The 14,247-nt window shown below is 70.9% G+C and carries 17 protein-coding genes; 12 read left to right on the top strand and 5 right to left on the bottom strand.

The genetic code is table 11. The features are described 5' to 3' along the window. Positions 1 to 68: 68 nt before the first annotated feature. Positions 69 to 830 carry a maleylpyruvate isomerase family mycothiol-dependent enzyme gene (locus AB0C12_RS09050; protein ID WP_360545808.1) on the bottom strand — a complete coding sequence of 254 codons (762 nt, stop codon included), beginning with the start codon at positions 828 to 830 and terminating at the stop codon, positions 69 to 71. A gap of 66 nt (positions 831 to 896) precedes the next feature. On the opposite strand from AB0C12_RS09050, the gene AB0C12_RS09045 reads away from it, so the two are divergent. Then, positions 897 to 1,982 carry a UDP-N-acetylmuramate dehydrogenase gene (locus tag AB0C12_RS09045; RefSeq protein ID WP_360545806.1) on the top strand — a complete coding sequence of 362 codons (1,086 nt, stop codon included), beginning with the start codon at positions 897 to 899 and terminating at the stop codon, positions 1,980 to 1,982. A gap of 4 nt (positions 1,983 to 1,986) precedes the next feature. Here the strand turns inward: AB0C12_RS09045 and AB0C12_RS09040 are convergent, their stop codons facing one another. Together AB0C12_RS09040 and AB0C12_RS09035 are read right to left on the bottom strand one after the other, a co-directional pair. Continuing rightward, a complete protein-coding gene (locus AB0C12_RS09040) occupies positions 1,987 to 2,499 on the bottom strand; it encodes a CAP domain-containing protein (protein ID WP_360545804.1) in 513 nt (170 codons plus the stop codon). Between the two features lie 119 nt (positions 2,500 to 2,618). Then, positions 2,619 to 3,332 (bottom strand): HAMP domain-containing sensor histidine kinase, encoded by a 714-nt coding sequence (locus AB0C12_RS09035; protein WP_360545802.1) that lies wholly within the window; start codon positions 3,330 to 3,332, stop codon positions 2,619 to 2,621. 223 nt (positions 3,333 to 3,555) lie between these two features. Here AB0C12_RS09035 and AB0C12_RS09030 point away from each other — a divergent pair, with 223 nt between their 5' ends. The 11 genes from AB0C12_RS09030 to AB0C12_RS08980 all read left to right on the top strand — a co-directional run bounded on the left by AB0C12_RS09030 (position 3,556) and on the right by AB0C12_RS08980 (position 12,915). Then, the gene (locus tag AB0C12_RS09030; protein ID WP_360545800.1) at positions 3,556 to 4,254 is read left to right on the top strand and encodes a response regulator transcription factor; all 699 of its coding nucleotides are present in this window, start codon (positions 3,556 to 3,558) and stop codon (positions 4,252 to 4,254) included. Between the two features lie 85 nt (positions 4,255 to 4,339). Beyond that, positions 4,340 to 6,682: a chemotaxis protein CheA gene (locus tag AB0C12_RS09025; RefSeq protein WP_360545798.1), complete on the top strand. Its 2,343-nt coding sequence runs from the start codon at positions 4,340 to 4,342 to the stop codon at positions 6,680 to 6,682. 1 nt (position 6,683) lies between these two features. Further along, positions 6,684 to 7,121: a chemotaxis protein CheW gene (locus AB0C12_RS09020; protein ID WP_125812421.1), complete on the top strand. Its 438-nt coding sequence runs from the start codon at positions 6,684 to 6,686 to the stop codon at positions 7,119 to 7,121. Further along, positions 7,121 to 7,993, top strand: coding sequence for a hypothetical protein (locus AB0C12_RS09015; RefSeq protein WP_360545795.1), 873 nt, complete (start codon positions 7,121 to 7,123; stop codon positions 7,991 to 7,993). The genes AB0C12_RS09020 and AB0C12_RS09015 overlap by 1 nt, the downstream gene beginning before the upstream one ends. A gap of 16 nt (positions 7,994 to 8,009) precedes the next feature. Then, on the top strand, positions 8,010 to 9,200 hold the full coding sequence (locus AB0C12_RS09010) for a chemotaxis response regulator protein-glutamate methylesterase (RefSeq protein WP_360545793.1): 1,191 nt from the start codon (positions 8,010 to 8,012) through the stop codon (positions 9,198 to 9,200). After that, positions 9,197 to 10,042 (top strand): protein-glutamate O-methyltransferase CheR, encoded by an 846-nt coding sequence (locus AB0C12_RS09005; protein WP_360545791.1) that lies wholly within the window; start codon positions 9,197 to 9,199, stop codon positions 10,040 to 10,042. Before AB0C12_RS09010 ends, AB0C12_RS09005 begins: the two co-directional genes overlap by 4 nt. A 15-nt stretch (positions 10,043 to 10,057) precedes the next feature. Continuing rightward, a complete protein-coding gene (locus tag AB0C12_RS09000; RefSeq protein ID WP_246595167.1) occupies positions 10,058 to 10,435 on the top strand; it encodes a response regulator in 378 nt (125 codons plus the stop codon). Beyond that, positions 10,432 to 10,908 carry a chemotaxis protein CheX gene (locus tag AB0C12_RS08995; protein ID WP_360545789.1) on the top strand — a complete coding sequence of 159 codons (477 nt, stop codon included), beginning with the start codon at positions 10,432 to 10,434 and terminating at the stop codon, positions 10,906 to 10,908. Before AB0C12_RS09000 ends, AB0C12_RS08995 begins: the two co-directional genes overlap by 4 nt. Next, positions 10,905 to 11,267 (top strand): response regulator, encoded by a 363-nt coding sequence (locus AB0C12_RS08990; protein WP_360545787.1) that lies wholly within the window; start codon positions 10,905 to 10,907, stop codon positions 11,265 to 11,267. Before AB0C12_RS08995 ends, AB0C12_RS08990 begins: the two co-directional genes overlap by 4 nt. Positions 11,268 to 11,274: 7 nt before the next feature. After that, the gene (locus AB0C12_RS08985) at positions 11,275 to 11,760 is read left to right on the top strand and encodes a hypothetical protein (protein ID WP_360545785.1); all 486 of its coding nucleotides are present in this window, start codon (positions 11,275 to 11,277) and stop codon (positions 11,758 to 11,760) included. Between the two features lie 96 nt (positions 11,761 to 11,856). Continuing rightward, on the top strand, positions 11,857 to 12,915 hold the full coding sequence (locus tag AB0C12_RS08980; RefSeq protein ID WP_360545783.1) for a winged helix DNA-binding domain-containing protein: 1,059 nt from the start codon (positions 11,857 to 11,859) through the stop codon (positions 12,913 to 12,915). Here the strand turns inward: AB0C12_RS08980 and AB0C12_RS08975 are convergent. Then, entirely contained in the window at positions 12,868 to 13,917 is a 1,050-nt protein-coding gene (locus tag AB0C12_RS08975; protein ID WP_360545781.1) for a sulfotransferase, read from the bottom strand. The two genes, AB0C12_RS08980 and AB0C12_RS08975, sit on opposite strands and share 48 nt — an antisense overlap. A 71-nt stretch (positions 13,918 to 13,988) precedes the next feature. Then, positions 13,989 to 14,246 carry a hypothetical protein gene (locus AB0C12_RS08970; RefSeq protein ID WP_360545779.1) on the bottom strand — a complete coding sequence of 86 codons (258 nt, stop codon included), beginning with the start codon at positions 14,244 to 14,246 and terminating at the stop codon, positions 13,989 to 13,991. Position 14,247: the final 1 nt, after the last annotated feature.

The raw sequence follows: 14,247 nt of genomic DNA, 5'->3' as shown, positions 1-14,247 counted from the left end.
GCGTAGAGCCATTCACCTTTCCGGGAGACATCCGAAAGTTGCGGAATCCCGTTCGGGGGACGAGATGCTCAACCGGCCTGCAATGCGCTGAACAGGCGTCGATCGCCGGTGACGACCAGATTGTCCGGATCGATCCGGCCCATCAGGGCCAGCAGAAGGTCGCTGGCCGTGCCGCTGGCCTCGGCCCGGGCGTGGTGGTCGTCGCTGTCGAGGATGGTGCCGGTGTCGAGCAGCGCGATGCCCGCGCCGCGGAGCCGGACGAACCACTCGTAGCTGGCGTCGGTGGCCACCAGGTGCACGACGCCGTGCAGGTCGGTGGGGCCCTTGCGGCGGCCGGCGGGCAGCCAGGTGTCGAGCACCTCGTTGACCCCGTCGGCGGCGAGCTTGGTCTCGATCGGGGTGGCCCGGCCGGCCGCGGACTCGGCGTCCCAGCGGTGCACCGAGACCTCATGGGCGATCCGGCGCTGCCAGAAGCCGGCCTTGCGGGCCTGGGCCGGCCAGGTCCAGCTGGGGAAGTCCGGGTCGAGCGCGTCGAGGGTCTCGATCGTGCCGGTCAGCTCCCGGCGCAGGCCGTCGAGGGCCTCGGGCCACGGGGGCCGCGGCTCGGGGACGACCCGGTCGGCGGGCCGGTCGACCACGCCGCGCGGGGTCAGCTCACGCACCCAGTGCAGCAGCACGGTGAGGTGCTCGGTGAGATCGGCGACCGTCCAGCCGGGACACGAGGGCACGACGGCGTCGGGACCCGTCTCGGTGACGGCATCCTGGAAAGCCGGCCCGTCCGCGCGCAGGGCGGCGAGCCAGAAGTCCTTGGTCGCGTGCAGCCTGTTCATCAGCCTTCTCCCGCTCGAGGAGGTCCACCGGTTCCCACCCCGGGCCCGCGGCCTAGGGTGAACGTCGTGCCTGACGTTAGTGCTGACCACCCAACCGACGCATCCGCTGCGCATGCCAGTTCGCTGGGGGCGTACACGACGCTACGCCTCGGCGGTCCGGCAAGCACGTTGACCGTGGTGTCCGAACCGGACGAAGCGGTGTCAACCGTACGGGGTGCTGCCCGAAAGGGGCAACCGGTCCTGGTCCTCGCGGGCGGGAGCAACGTGGTGATCGGGGACGACGGGTTCCCCGGGACCGTGCTGCTGCTTCGCACCCGGGGCGTCCGGCTGATCGACCGGGACGACCGCGGCGCGCTGGTCCGGGTGGCCGCCGGTGAGCCCTGGGACGACCTCGTCGCGGACACCCTCGAACGGGGGATGTCCGGCCTGGAGGCGCTCTCCGGCATCCCGGGCTCGGCCGGCGCGACGCCGATCCAGAACGTGGGGGCGTACGGCCAGGAGGTCGCGCACACCATCGAGGCGGTGCACGTCTACGACCGGCACGAGGACGAGATGCGGGTGCTGTCGCTGCCGGAGTGCGGTTTCGCGTACAGGTCGAGCATTTTCAAGCACAGCGACCGCTGGCTGGTCCTCGACGTCGACTTCCGGCTCGCCGAGTCGGCGGAGTCGGCGCCGATCCGCTACGCCGAGCTCGCCCGGCACCTCGGGGTCGAGGTCGGTGAGCGGGTCAGTGCCGCGCGGGTCCGCGAGACCGTGCTGAAGCTGCGCGCGAGCAAGGGCATGGTGCTCGACCCGGAGGATCCGGACACCCGCTCGGTGGGCTCGTTCTTCACCAACCCGGTGCTGTCCGCCGCGGAGTGGGCCCGGGTGCAGGACCGGCTGGTCGACGCGGGCGAGCCGCCGAGCTGGCCGGCCCCGAACGGCACCGTCAAGGTGCCGGCGGCCTGGCTGATCGAGAAGGCCGGCTTCGCCAAGGGGTACGGCGGCAGCACGGTGGCCATCTCCTCGAAGCACACCCTGGCCCTGACCCACCGCGGCGGCGGCACCACGACGGCCCTGCTGGAGCTGGCCCGCGAGATCCGGGACGGCGTACGGGACCGGTTCGGTGTCGTCCTGCATCCCGAACCGGTCCTGATCAACTGCTCGCTCTGACGGCTCAGCGCCAGCCGAAGACCTGTGTCCAGTAGTAGGTGCCGTTCACGGCTTGCTGCACGCCGGCGCCGAACGACTTCACGTCGCAGTTGAGGATGTTGCGGCGGTGCGGCGGGCTGGCCATCCAGGCGGCCATCACCTCGGCCGAGCTGGAGAAGCCGTAGGCCACGTTCTCGGCGGCCACGGCGTGGTAGCCGGCCGCCCGCGACCGCGTCAGGAAGGTCGAGCCGCGCCAGCCGAAGTGGCCGAAGTCCCCGGTGGCCGCCATGTAGTGGCTCTGCCGTACGGACGCGACGGTCAGTTCCTCGTCCACGGTGAGCGCCGGGCACCCGTACCGGGCCCGTTCCTCGTTGGTGAGCGTGACCACCTCGGCCCCGAGAACCTGCGAGGTCGTCGGGGCGGTCCGCGCCGGGCCGGTCGCGGGGACCGTGGCCACGGCGTGCGCCGGCGCGGCGGTCAGCCCGAGCAGGGCGATCGGCGCGGCCGCGACAAGGGCGAGACGACGTACGGATTTCAACAAAGTGCTGCCTCCCGGTCCACGGCCGGGCGCCTGTCGCCCGGCATGGTAATCGGACCGGCTTTTTGGAGGTACGTCCCTTCTTTGACCGTTTCCGGGTGGCTGGTGCGAGGTCTGTGTCAGTCTGAGGGGATGGTCAGCGGAAGCCCGATCTCGGCACCGGCGCCCGTTTCCGGGGCGAAGGTCAGCCGGACCGAGCCGCCGTGCCGGGCCGCGATGGCCTCCGCCAGCAGCATCCAGACGGCGGTGCTGCGCCGCCGGTGCGGCGGCTCCGGAGTGGCCAGCATCCCGGCCATCAGGTGCTCGTCGGTGAGCTGCTCGGCCTGCCGCGCGGTGACGCGCACGGTCCAGCCCTCGGCCCCGGCCTCGGCGCTGACCGTGGCGGACCGGTCGGCGGCCCCGCTGGCCACGGTGCCGACCACCGCATAGAAGAGGTCCCGCAGCAGCGAGGCGTCCGCCGACAACGCCGGCCCGGTGCCCGCCCGCACCGTCGCCGCGGTGTACGGCTCCCGGCTGGCCAGCAGCTCGGCGGCCTCGCGGATCAGCGCGCCGGGGTCCACCCGGACCGGCCGCAGTTCCAGGTCCCCGGTCTGCAGGCGGGTCACCAGCATCAGGTCCTCGACCAGGGTGAGCATCCGGTCGGTGTTGCGCCGTACGGCGGCCAGCGCCACCGAGCGTTCGGCCGGGGCCAGGTCGTCGGTGTCGAGGCTCTCGGTGAACGAGGCGATGGTGGTCAGCGGCGTCCGCAGCTCGTGCGAGATGACGGTGAGGAAGCGGGGCTGGAGCGCGCCGCCCGACAGGGTCGGGGTCGCGGGGGCGGGGGCAGGGCTCATCGGTTGTCCACCGATCGGCCCCGGAAGCGGAAGCGCACGCTGAACTATAACTTTCCGTATATGAACCGACACGTCACGCTATCGTGGTTTTGGACATTTCATCTTCGTCGCCCGCGGTCGCGGGGGGCGCAAGCAAGACGCTGACCGATGTCGGGCATGTGCCGTGCCGGCCCGGGCAGCCGCGTCTGGCGACGCCGCGTTGGGGGGTCATGGTGGTGGGAGCATGAGCAGGCTGCTCGTGGTCGAGGACGACCCGGACATCGCGCTGGCCCTGCGGCTGCTGTTCAGCCGGGCCGGCTACGAGGTGGCGCACGCGGGTGACGGCCGTACCGGTCTGAAGGAGGCCTACGCCGAGCACCCCGATCTGGTCGTGCTCGACGTCGGCCTGCCGGAGATGGACGGCTGGCAGGTGCTCGAACGGCTGCGGGACGTCTCGGACGTCCCGGTGCTGGTGCTGACCGCGCACGGCCAGGAGGCCGAGAAGGTACGCGGGCTGCGCGGCGGGGCCGACGACTACCTCACCAAGCCGTTCGCCAACAACGAGCTCCTCGCCCGGGTCGAGGCCCTGCTGCGCCGCTCGAACGGCGCACAGAACAGCTGGGCCAGCCAGATCTACGACGACGGCCTGGTGCACCTGGATCCGACCAAACGCCGGGTCTACGTCAAGGGCGACGAGAAGCGCCTCACCCCGACCGAGTTCCGGCTGCTCAACGCACTGGTCCGGCACGCGGGCGCGGTGCTGAGCCCGAACCAGCTGCTGACCCAGGCCTGGGACGACCCGACCGGCATCGGCCAGGAACGGGTCAAGTTCGCGGTCCTGCGGCTGCGCCGCAAGCTCGGCTGGACGGACCCCGAGGATTCCCCGATCGAATCCGTGCGCGGCTTCGGTTACCGCTATCGGCGGCCGGGTGGTGACAGCTGAGCCGGTGACGGTAGCAGTCCGGGTGTCCTCAGGTGAGGAGCCCGGAGGTCGATGAGCAGCATGGGAACCGAGCAGGAGGTAGTCCGTGGAAGACCTTGGCGAGATCGTCGGCGAATTCCTGATGGAGAGCCACGAGAACCTGGATCAGATCGACCGGGATCTCGTCGCCCTCGAACAGGAACCGGGATCGCGTGATCTGATCTCACGCATCTTCCGGGCCATCCACACGATCAAGGGAACGAGTGGATTCCTGGCCTTCAGCCGGCTCGAGACACTCGCCCACGCCGGCGAGTCACTGCTCTCGCGGCTGCGGGACGGGGTCCAGCCGGTCACGCCCACCACGATCACGACCCTGCTGGCCACGATCGACGGGGTCCGGTCGCTGCTGGAGGCCATCGAGCAGGACGGCAACGAGGGCGACGTCGACGTCGACAGCATCATCACCGCCGTACACGCCCAGATGAACGCGCCCGAGGCCGCCGCACCGGCGGAGCCCGCCGCGGCCGCCGAGCCCGCCGAGGAGCCGGAGCCGCTGGAGGAGAAGCCGGTGCGTGCGGCGCCCGAGCCCGTGGAGGGGCAGCGGAAGCCGCTCGGCGAGATGCTCGTCGAGTCCGGCGCCGCAGCGCCCAGCGACGTCGGCTCCGCCTTGCAGCAGCAGCTCGAGGGCGACGAGCGCAAGCTCGGCGCGATCCTGCTGGAGGAGGGCAAGGCCCAGCCCGCCGCGGTCAACGAGGCGTTGCAGCAGCAGGCCCCGAAGCGCAGCGTCGCGGACAGCGCGATCCGGGTCGACGTGGACCTGCTCGACGGCCTGATGAACCTGGTCGGTGAGCTGGTACTGGCCCGCAACCAGCTGGTCCGCGGCGTGATGGAGACCGGCGACTCCGGTCTGGTCCGCAGCGCCCAGCGGCTCGGGATGATCACCAGTGAGCTGCAAGAGGGCATCATGAAGACCCGGATGCAGCCCATCGAGCACATCTGGTCCAAGCTGCCCCGGGTCATCCGGGACCTCAGCCAGTCGCTCGGCAAGCAGGTCGAGCTGGTGATGGAGGGCAAGGAGACCGAGCTCGACCGCAGCCTGCTCGAGGCGGTCAAGGACCCGCTGACGCACCTGGTGCGCAACGCGGTGGACCACGGCATCGAGGAGGCCGACAAGCGGGTCGCCGCGGGCAAGCCGGCCGTGGGCACGCTGACACTTCGGGCTTACCACGAGGGCGGGCACGTCGCCGTCGACGTGGCCGACGACGGCGCCGGTATGGACGTCGACCGGATCGCCGCCAAGGCTGTCGAGAAGGGTCTGCTGCGCGCGGAGCAGATCGCCACGATGGACAAGCGCGAGATCATGGCGATGGTCTTCCAGCCCGGCTTCTCCACCGCCGCCAAGGTGACCAACGTGTCCGGCCGCGGGGTCGGCATGGACGTCGTCAAGACCAACATCGAGCGGATCGGCGGCGCGGTCAGCGTCGACTCGACGCTGGGCGAGGGTACGGTCTGGCGCCTCACCATCCCGCTGACCCTGGCGATCATCCAGGCGCTGACCGTGGACTGCGGCGACCAGCGCTACGTGGTGCCCCAGGTCGCGGTGCTGGAGCTGGTCTTCATCGACGGCCAGTCCACGAAGATCGAGTACGCCTCCGGCGCGCCCGTCTACCGGCTGCGCGGCAAGCTGCTCCCGCTGGTCCGCCTGGACCGGGCGCTGGGCCTCGACGTCGGCGGCGACCAGGGTGTCTACATCATGGTGCTGCACGCCGACGGCCGCCGCTTCGGCCTGGTCGTGGACCGCGTCCTGAACACCGAGGAAGTGGTGGTCAAGGCGCTCAACAGCCGGTTCAAGGACATCGGCCTGTACGCCGGCGCCACCATCCTGGGCGACGGCAAGGTCGGCCTGATCCTCGACGTCTCCTCGCTGGCCCGGCGCTCGCACCTGACCGCCGACTCGGACCGGGAGAACCTGGTCGGCACGTCGCGGGCCAGCGGCGGACCCGCCAACGGCGAGCGCCTGCTGGTCACGGCGGTCGGGGAACGCCGGGTGGCGATCCCGCTGGACGCGGTCACCCGGCTCGAGGAGTTCCCCCGGGACCGCATCGAGCACGCCGGTTCCCGCGAAGTCGTGCAGTACCGGGGCCAGATCCTGCCGCTCGTGCGCCTGTCGCATCTGCTCGGGGCGTACAGCGAGGTGGAGGAGGGCGACACCGTGTCCGTGGTCGTCTACAGCGAGGGCGAGCGCAGTGTCGCGCTGGTCGTCGACCGGATCGTCGACATCGCCGAGAACTCCACGACGGCGCGCCGTGAGGCGGAGGAGGACGGCCTGGTCGGCACCGCGGTCATCCAGCAGCGGGTGACCGAGCTGCTGGACGTGCGCCGGGCCATCCTGGCCGCCGATCCGAACTTCTACACCGAGGTGACCGACGAGATGCTGGTGGAGGCCTGACATGGCGAGTCGTCAGTTCGCCACCTTCGAGGTGGCCGACCAGCTGTTCGGGGTCGAGGTGCACACGGTGCAGGAGGTGCTGTCCTACAACGAGTACACCCCCGTACCGCTGGCTCCGCCGGCCGTCGGCGGCCTGTTCAACCTGCGCGGCCAGGTGATCGCCGCGGTCGACCTGCGGGTGCAGCTCGGCCTGGTCCGCCAGGCCATGCAGGGTCCGGTGATGAACGTGATCCTGCGCGGCGACGGCGAGCCGGTCAGCCTGCTCGTGGACCGCATCGGCGAGGTCGTCGACCTCGACGACGAGGCCTTCGAAGGGCCGCCGGACACGCTCAGCGGCCCGACCCGGGAGCTGGTCACCGGCACCTTCAAGATGGACGGACGGCTCATGCTGGCCCTGGACGTGAACCAGGCCGTCGACACCTATCGAGCCACCACCTGATGTACAGCCTCGTCAGCGCCCCCGTCCTCGGCTTCGACCTGACCCGCCTCGGTGGCGGGTCGGCGACCGCCGAGGTGCTGCTGCGCGCCCTGCGCCTCAGCGTCGGGGACCTGCCGGTGCTGGCCGAGCGGCTGCCCGACGAGGGTGTCCGTGGGCCGCTGTGGGTCGAGGTGGAGAGTGCGGCCCGCAAGATGCCGACGCTCAAGGGTCTCAAGGCCGACGACCCGGCCAGTTCCCTGGCGCTGGTCGAGCGGGCTCCGATCGGGTCGGTGGACTCGCTGCTCACCTGCTTGCGCTACGACGTGATGGCCTGGACCTGGCAGGGCGCCGGGCGCGACGCCAAGCAGAGCGAGGACGCCGCGTCGGCGACGGCTCTGCTCTGCGACGCGGCCGTGGCCAGCTATCTGCGGGAGGTGCTGGACGACTCGACCCGCCGGATGCTCGGCGCCGGCTGGGTGGCCGCGCTGCGCAAGCTGCCCGCGGGCAAGCCGATCGACCTGGGCCCGCACCACTACGCGGTGTCGGCCCTGCTGGACCGGCTGCGCTCGATCCGGGCGAACGATCTGGCCCGGCTGCTGCAGTCCGCGGAGGACGCCCGGCGCAATGCCGGTGGGTGGTCCCCGGCGGTGCACTCGGCGTCCTGGGCGGCGTACCTGTCCGACCGGGTCCGGACCGCCGCGGCCGCGCAGATGCTGCTCGTGCAGGCCATCGACACGGCGGCGATTCCGCTGGCCGATCGCGCGGGCGGGGTCTGGAACATGCTCAGCGGCGCGGTGCAGGCCCTCGTGGTCCGGGACCTGCTGGACACCGCCACGGCTCACCGGCTGCTCGCGCCGGTGGTCGCGGCGCTCGGCCCGGCGTGGCTCGGGTGAAGGGCGCGGTGACTTCATGATCAAAGTTTTGGTCGTCGACGACTCCGTGGTCGTCCGCCGGCTCATCGTGGACTCGCTGACCGGCGCGTCCGGCATCGAGGTGGTCGGCACCGCCGCCAACGGCCTGCTGGCCCAGGCGAAGATCGACCAGCTCAAGCCGGACGCGGTCACCATGGACATCGAGATGCCGCAGATGAACGGCATCGAAGCCGTGCGGGAGCTGCGCAAGCGGCACAAGCAGCTGCCGGTGATCATGTTCAGCACGCTGTCGGCCGCCGGCGCGAGCGCGACGCTGGAGGCGCTGTCCGCCGGCGCCACCGACTATGTGACGAAGCCGAGCAACGTCGGGTCGATCGCGGAATCCATTGCGGCTGTGCGCGAACAGCTCGTACCGAAGATCCATGCGCTGGCCGGCCGCCGCCCGCCACCCGGCCCACCGGCCCGGCCCGGCCCGTCACCGGGCCGGCCCGGACTGGGCCCACCGCCCGTCGGCCGGCCCGGCGGACCGGTGCCCGGTCGTCCCGGCCTGGCGCCGCTGCGGCCCGCCGGTCCCGCGGCAGCCGGTCCGGCCCGCCCGGTACGCCGCGCCGGCGCACCCGGCCGCGTCGACATCCTGGCCATCGGCTCCTCGACGGGCGGCCCGGACGCGCTCACCAAGGTGCTGCAGGCGCTGCCCGCCGACCTGCCGGTGCCGATCGTGGTCACCCAGCACATGCCGCCGGTCTTCACCCGGATGTTCGCCGAGCGCCTCGACCGCAGCACCTCGCTGCGGGTCGTCGAGGCGGGCGACGGCATGGAGCTCGCACCCGGCACCGTCTACATCGCTCCCGGCGACAAGCACCTCGTGTTGCAACGCCGGAGCACCGCGACGCTGACCCAGCTCAGTGGCGCGCCGCCGGAGAACTCGTGCCGTCCGGCGGTCGATGTGATGTTCCGTTCGGTGGCCGCGCTCTTCGGAGCCTCGGCGTTCGCCACGGTGCTGACCGGCATGGGATACGACGGACGGGGTGGTGCGAAGGTGCTGCGTGAGGCAGGTGCCGAAGTCCTGGCGCAGGACGAGGCCAGTTCCGTGGTCTGGGGCATGCCCGGTGCCGTGGTCGGCGCGGGGCTGGCGGACGAGATCCTGCCGCTGGACCGGATCGCGGCCGCACTGATCCAGCGGGTCCAGACCGGTCGCGTCGCGCGTCCGACGGCGGTGACCCGATGACCCTTTCGGCAGCCGATTTCTCGTTCGTCTCGGCCCTGGTCCGCCGGGAGGCAGCCATCGTGCTGGCCCCGGGCAAGGAGTATCTGGTCGAGGCGCGGCTGATCCCGGTGGCCCGGCAGGTGGGCGCGGCCAGTGTGGCCGAGTTCCTGGCCAACCTGCAGCGCCGGCCCAACCCGGCCGACCAGCGCCGGATCATCGACGCGCTGACCACCAACGAGACCTCGTGGTTCCGGGACCGGGAGCCGTTCTCCGCACTGACCGACGTGGTACTGCCCGAACTGGTCCGCACCCGGGGGACGAACCGCAAGCTGCGGCTGTGGTCGGCGGCCAGCTCCAGCGGTCAGGAGGCGTACAGCCTCGCGATCACGTTGCAGGAGAACCTGCCGGCGGGGTGGTCGTACGAGATCATGGGCAGCGACATCTCCACCGAGATGATCAAGCGGGCCGAGGCCGCCGAGTACAGCCAGGTCGAGGTCAACCGGGGGTTGCCGGCGACCCAGCTGGTCCAGTACTTCGAGCGGGCCGGCGCGCACTGGCGGGTCACCCCGGGGCTGCGGCGCAACGTGTCGTTCAAGCTCATGAACCTCACCGCGCCGTTGCCGGCGTTGCCGCCGTTCGACGTGATCTTCCTGCGCAACGTGCTCATCTACTTCGACGTCGCGACGAAGAAGTCGGTGCTGCGCAATGTCGCCCGGCTGCTGCGTCCTGACGGCTGGCTGTTTCTCGGCGCTGCCGAGACCACGATCGGCATCGACGACAACTACGAACGGGTGGCGGCCGGCCGGACCTCTGCCTACCGAGTGCGGAGCGCGGTGCCGGCCGGTACCGCGAGGAAGGGGTGAGCTGCGGTGCGTGCCATGGTGATCGACGATTCCCGGGCGATGCGGATGATTCTCAAGCGCATCGTCGCCAAGCTGAACTTCGAGGCGGTCGAGGCCGGTGACGGCCAGGAGGCCCTCGATCTGCTGGCCACGATGACCGAGGTGCCGGAGCTGGCCCTCATCGACTGGAACATGCCCAACATGAACGGGCTCGAGTTCGTGACGAAGGTGCGTGCCGAACCCCGGTTGCGGGAGATGACGCTGGTCATGGTCACGACCGAGAGCGAGCAGAGCCAGATCGTCCGGGCCCTGGCCGCGGGCGCCCACGAATACGTGATCAAGCCCTTCACCGAGGGCGCGATGATCGAAAAACTGGCCCTGCTGGGCCTCGTTCCGACCGGAGCTAACTCATGAGCGAACCTGTGGTGACCGAGGGAGACCTCGCCGAGATGGTGGAGCAGGTGTGGGTGTCGTACCTCGATCCTGAGGGGGTCAGCCCGCTGGTGGTACACGGCGACATGAAACAGCCGTCGGATGTGCACTCGACGGTCTCCATCACCGGCAACTGGCACGGCCACCTGGTCTACGCCTCGTCGCGGGACGCGGCCAAGAAGGCCGCCGCGGCGTTCCTGGCCATGGAGCCCGACGAGGTCGGCCAGGAGGACATCTCGGACGTGCTGGGAGAGCTCGCGAACATCGTCGGCGGCAACGTCAAGGCGATGCTGCCCGCCGGTTGTTTCCTCTCGCTGCCGACCGTGGTGCTGGCCCCCGACACTGCTTCGTACTACCCGGCGGCCGAGCGGATCAGCGGCCTCTACGGCGTCTGGGACGGCGAGCCGGTTTCCATCTCGATGTGGCAGAGCGTGAAGCAGGAGGCAAGCGCATGAAGATCCTGATCGCGGACGACAGCCGGGTGATGCGCCAGATCGTCACCCGTACTTTGCGGCAGGCCGGTTTCGGCGATCACGACCTGGTCGAGGCGGCCGACGGGCAGCAGGCCGTGGACATGGCGGTCGCCGAGAAGCCGGATCTGGTGATCTCGGACTGGAACATGCCGGAGATGACCGGCATCGAGGTGCTGCGCCAGCTGCGTGCGGCCGGCAACAACGTGAAGTTCGGCTTCGTGACCTCGGAGTGCACGCCCGAGATGCAGCAGGCGGCGGAGGCCGCCGGTTCCGCCTTCTTCATCGTCAAGCCGTTCACTGCAGAACGTTTTGATGAGGTCTTCTCTCCTATTTTGGGATGATATAGCTATGTCTGACACCTCGGTTATCCCCGTCGCCCTCACCGTTCGCAATCTCTTCGAGGACCTGCTCGGCCGCGACGTCAACGTCTCGCCGGGCGACCCCATGACCGCCGCCGACCTGCCCACCGCCGTGATCGCCGTCTACGCGGACACGTCGCAGCAGCTCTACGCGGTCCTGGGCATGCAACTGGCGCTGGCGGCCAACGCGGGCGCCGCCCTGGGCCTGCTCCCGGCCGGCGCCGCGGAAGACAGCATCGAGGAGAAGCAGCTCTTCCCCAACCTGGCCGAGAACGTCTTCGAGCTGTGCAACGTGCTGACCAGCCTGCTCAACCGCGAGGGCGCCCCGCACGTGAAGCTCTACCAGGTGATCTATCCGGGCATGGACATCCCGAACGACGCCCGCGCGCACCTGCTGGCCCTGGGCAAGCGCCTGGACCTGACCGTCGAGGTGGCCCGCTACGGCAAGGGGAAGTTGTCGCTCTCGGTCGTCTAGGCAGCGGCGCGGGGATCCCCTCGCTCGGCACTCACGAGCAGATCCCCGCGCCCGCAACGGTCAGCTCCTGACCGCAATGGCGGCCAGGCTGGCCGCATGGATGTGCTTTCCCCGCGCGAGCTGGGCCGGGCGACCCTGGCTCGGCAGCTCCTGCTCTCCCGGGTCCGTCAGCCGGCACTGTCCGTTGTGGAGCAGCTCGCCGGGTTGCAGGGTCAGGACCCGGAGCTGCCCTACTTCGGCTTGTGGAACCGGATCGAGGGGTTCGCGCTCACCGATCTGACCCGGTTGCTCGAGGAGCGGCTGGTGCTGCGGGCCACCCTGTTCCGGGGGACGCAGCACCTGCTGGCCGCGTCCGACTATCTCTGGGTCCGGCCGCTGTTGCAGCCCATGCTGGATGTCTGGCGGCGCGGGGCGTTCGGGCGGTACACGGCCGGGATCGCGCCGGCCGAGCTGGCCGCGTCGGCCCGCGACGTGCTGGGCGCCCGGACCCTGACCCGGTCCGAGCTCGGCCGGACGCTGGCCCGGCGGTGGCCGCAGTGTGATCCGCAATGGCTCGCCCGCTCCGTGCAGGGGCTGCTGCCGATCGTGCATCCCGCGCCCGACGGCACCTGGGGCCGGCGGGGCGCCACCCCCTTCGCGCAGGCCGAGCAGCTGCTGGGGCGGCCGCTGGAGATCCGGGACGTCCAGGACCTCGTCCGGCGGTATCTGGCCGCGTTCGGCCCGGCCTCGGCGCGGGACATGCAGGCCTGGAGCGGCATGACCCGGCTGCGCGAGGTCTTCGAGGCGCTACGCCCGCGGCTGCGCGTCTTTCACGATGACTCCGGCGTCGAGCTTTTCGACCTGCCGGACGCGCCGCGCCCGGGACCCGACGTGCCGGCACCCGTGCGGTTCCTGCCCGGCTTCGACAACGTGCTGTTCGGTCACGCCGACCGGTCCCGCATCGTGGCTGCCGAGCGGCGTCCGTACCTGGTGGTGGACGCCGCGCTGACGGTCGACGGGATGGTGCGGGGCCTGTGGAAGATCAGAGACGGGGTGCTGGAGGTGCGGCTCTTCGCCCCGCTGAGCGCGGCGGAACGCGCTGCGGTGGAGCGGGAAGGTGCCGACCTGTCACGGCTGGCCGGCGTCGACCCGGCCGTTCGTCTCGTGCGGCTCTGATGCGGTCCGCTGCGTGAGCGTCATTCCCGGCACATACGCCAGCCCTCGATCGGGCCGCAGCCGGCTCGCGGCCCGGCTCAGACCACGCCGGGCCGGGATCAGCCGTTGCGGAGCCGCGGTCCAGCCGTAGCGCAACAGCTCGGCCGGGGCCGGACGGATCGTGCCGGACAGCTCGTATCCACTGGCCACGAGCCGGGAGCCCAGCGCCGCCTCGCACAGGGCGATCTCCTCCGGGTCGAGCCGGGTCTGCCAGCTCTGCACCCGCTGGGTGGTCACCGGTGCGTGGGTCAGCGCGTGCCAGGTCTTGAACGAGGGCACCGCCACCTGCGCCACCGCGGACGGCTCGGCCATCGCCGGGTGGTACTCCTCGCCCAGGTACGCGCACATCGCGGCAAGCCGGCCGTGCGGATCAGCCACCAGGTCCTCGTAGCGCACCTCGTGCCACTGCCGCGGTCCCAGGCGCCGGGCGGCCCGGCGGGCATCGTCGACGGCCCGGGCCCATGCCGCGACCGTCGCGTAGATGTCCTTGCGGTGCCAGGACATCTCCTTGAGTGAGGCCACGCAGTCCCGGCCGTCACGGACGATGTTGATGAACTGCGCGTCCGGGAAGAGCCGCAGCAGGATGTCGATGTTGTGCAGGTAGGCCGGTCGCTTGTCGCCCCAGCGCGGTTTGCCGAAGCGGGCCGCGTACTGCTGGAAGACCGTGCCCAGCGCGGAGCCGAGCGTGCCCGGCCCGGCGGTGATCCGGTCCACCACGTCCTCGGCGTCGAGGCCCAGGTCGCAGAAGCGGGTCTCCTGGTGGTCGACGATCCGGCGGGCCAGGGCGCGCCGGTTGGCCGGCACCGACAGGTCGCCGAAGTCGCGGCGCTCGCGGTAGACGCCGAGCACGAACCGGGTCTCGGGCGGGATCGCGATACGGGGGTGGGCGTGCAGCATGAGCTGCAGCATCGTGGTGCCCGAGCGCGGGCAGCCGACGACGATGACCGGGCGGTCAGCGGGCACAGTTCACCTCCGGTGGGCAGTCGAGCACCGGAGGTAACATATGCCAACAAAAAGGAATTGTTAACGAACTGTCAAGGCGTGTCGTGAATCCCCGCAGAGCCTGACGAATCGGGCGCCCCCGGGGTCGGCGTCGTGGGGGTGCCCGGCTCCTCCGTCCTGCCGTACCCGGCGGTGACGAAACGCAGGCCGGCGAGCAGGACCGCGGCGATCGGCACGGCGATGAGGAAGCGGATCAGCACCTGGCTGATGTCGACCTCGTCGGTGAGATAGCGGTACAGCGCCGGTGCGCTCATCAGCAGCGCGAACAGCAGGACGGAGGGACGGATCACG

Origin of the sequence: Actinoplanes sp. NPDC048967 (assembly GCF_040649415.1) — a bacterium.
Taxonomy (GTDB): Bacteria; Actinomycetota; Actinomycetes; order Mycobacteriales; family Micromonosporaceae; genus Actinoplanes.
This window is presented reverse-complemented; position numbering and strand designations above follow the sequence as displayed.

Excerpts from the sequence above, each read along its gene's own strand:
- AB0C12_RS09005 (WP_360545791.1), top strand. The coding sequence starts at position 9,197 with ATGACCCTTTCGGCAGCCGATTTCTCGTTCGTCTCGGCCCTGGTCCGC.
- AB0C12_RS08990 (WP_360545787.1), top strand. The coding sequence starts at position 10,905 with ATGAAGATCCTGATCGCGGACGACAGCCGGGTGATGCGCCAGATCGTC.
- AB0C12_RS09030 (WP_360545800.1), top strand. The coding sequence starts at position 3,556 with ATGAGCAGGCTGCTCGTGGTCGAGGACGACCCGGACATCGCGCTGGCC.
- AB0C12_RS09010 (WP_360545793.1), top strand. The coding sequence starts at position 8,010 with ATGATCAAAGTTTTGGTCGTCGACGACTCCGTGGTCGTCCGCCGGCTC.
- AB0C12_RS09020 (WP_125812421.1), top strand. The coding sequence starts at position 6,684 with ATGGCGAGTCGTCAGTTCGCCACCTTCGAGGTGGCCGACCAGCTGTTC.
- AB0C12_RS09050 (WP_360545808.1), bottom strand. The coding sequence starts at position 830 with ATGAACAGGCTGCACGCGACCAAGGACTTCTGGCTCGCCGCCCTGCGC.
- AB0C12_RS08985 (WP_360545785.1), top strand. The coding sequence starts at position 11,275 with ATGTCTGACACCTCGGTTATCCCCGTCGCCCTCACCGTTCGCAATCTC.
- AB0C12_RS08995 (WP_360545789.1), top strand. The coding sequence starts at position 10,432 with ATGAGCGAACCTGTGGTGACCGAGGGAGACCTCGCCGAGATGGTGGAG.
- AB0C12_RS09035 (WP_360545802.1), bottom strand. The coding sequence starts at position 3,332 with ATGAGCCCTGCCCCCGCCCCCGCGACCCCGACCCTGTCGGGCGGCGCG.
- AB0C12_RS08980 (WP_360545783.1), top strand. The coding sequence starts at position 11,857 with ATGGATGTGCTTTCCCCGCGCGAGCTGGGCCGGGCGACCCTGGCTCGG.
- AB0C12_RS09015 (WP_360545795.1), top strand. The coding sequence starts at position 7,121 with ATGTACAGCCTCGTCAGCGCCCCCGTCCTCGGCTTCGACCTGACCCGC.
- AB0C12_RS09000 (WP_246595167.1), top strand. The coding sequence starts at position 10,058 with ATGGTGATCGACGATTCCCGGGCGATGCGGATGATTCTCAAGCGCATC.